The organism is Desulfotomaculum copahuensis, from assembly GCF_001655685.1.
Taxonomy (GTDB): domain Bacteria; phylum Bacillota; class Desulfotomaculia; order Desulfotomaculales; family Desulfovirgulaceae; genus Desulfotomaculum_G; species Desulfotomaculum_G copahuensis.
This window is the reverse complement of sequence record NZ_LYVF01000030.1, coordinates 1-871: the sequence shown is the minus strand read 5'-3', so window position 1 is coordinate 871 and position 871 is coordinate 1. Positions and strand designations below refer to the sequence as shown.

The window sequence follows — 871 nt, the reverse complement described above, 5'->3', positions numbered from 1 at the left end:
CCCAGCGGGTGCAGGCGCAGAACAGGCGCATTTCGGTGGCCAGGGGGTCTTCCATCCCTTTCGGCCACTTCTCATTGCGCAGGGCCGGAAAACTTTCCGGAAACCACTCGCCACAGACGGTGTATTTAATGCCGCCGGCCGGGTTAATCCGTTTCTTTTTCGGCTTCTTCATCCGCTCCCACTCCCGCGATCAACTCCCGAAATCCCTGCCTGACTTTTTTGCCACCCCTGGCTCCATACAGCCGGGCCGAAAAGGATGTCACTATGGACAGCAGATCCCGCACCAGTTCCGCCTGGGCGTCCGCCGGTTCTTTTTCGGCAATGGCGGTTATCTCTACGCCGCAGTATTTCAGGTGCCGTTCAATGTACGCATACCCAAAGCGGGCCAGCCGGTCCGGGTATTCGATGAGCAGTTTTTTGTACTCGCCCTGTTCGGCCAACTTGAGTACGTTGGCCAGTCCCCGGCGTTTCTGGTTCAAACCGGAAGCAACATCGGTGAGTTCCGCCTTGACGGTAAAACCTTTTTCCCGGGCATACTGGCGCAGCTGTTCCATTTGCCGGTCCAGATTACCCGCGTCGGCCTGCTTTTTGGTCGATACCCGGGCATATAACACGACCGCTTCCGGTTCACTGGATAACTGGCCGGAGGATAAAAGCCGGTTCAGTTCGTCCATGGAATAGCGGCGCTGGCCGCCGGGCAAACGGACGGGTTTGATTAAACCGCGCTTTTCCCAATTGCGCAGGCTGTTCGGGTGAACGCCCAACTTTTTCGCTGCCTTGCTGATGGTTAATAGTTCCATAACTTTATGGTAAATGTTTTGTTATGTTTTGTCAATACTTATCGACCTGTCAGTAGCTGCTTCTTACCTCC

Annotated in this window: 1 protein-coding gene; it reads right to left on the bottom strand. The window is 55.2% G+C overall.

Features of this window, described 5'->3' with window-relative positions:
• Positions 1-143 precede the first annotated feature (143 nt).
• Positions 144-800, bottom strand: a complete 657-nt coding sequence (locus tag A6M21_RS02645) for an IS607 family transposase (protein ID WP_066666361.1) — start codon at positions 798-800, stop codon at positions 144-146.
• Positions 801-871: the final 71 nt, after the last annotated feature.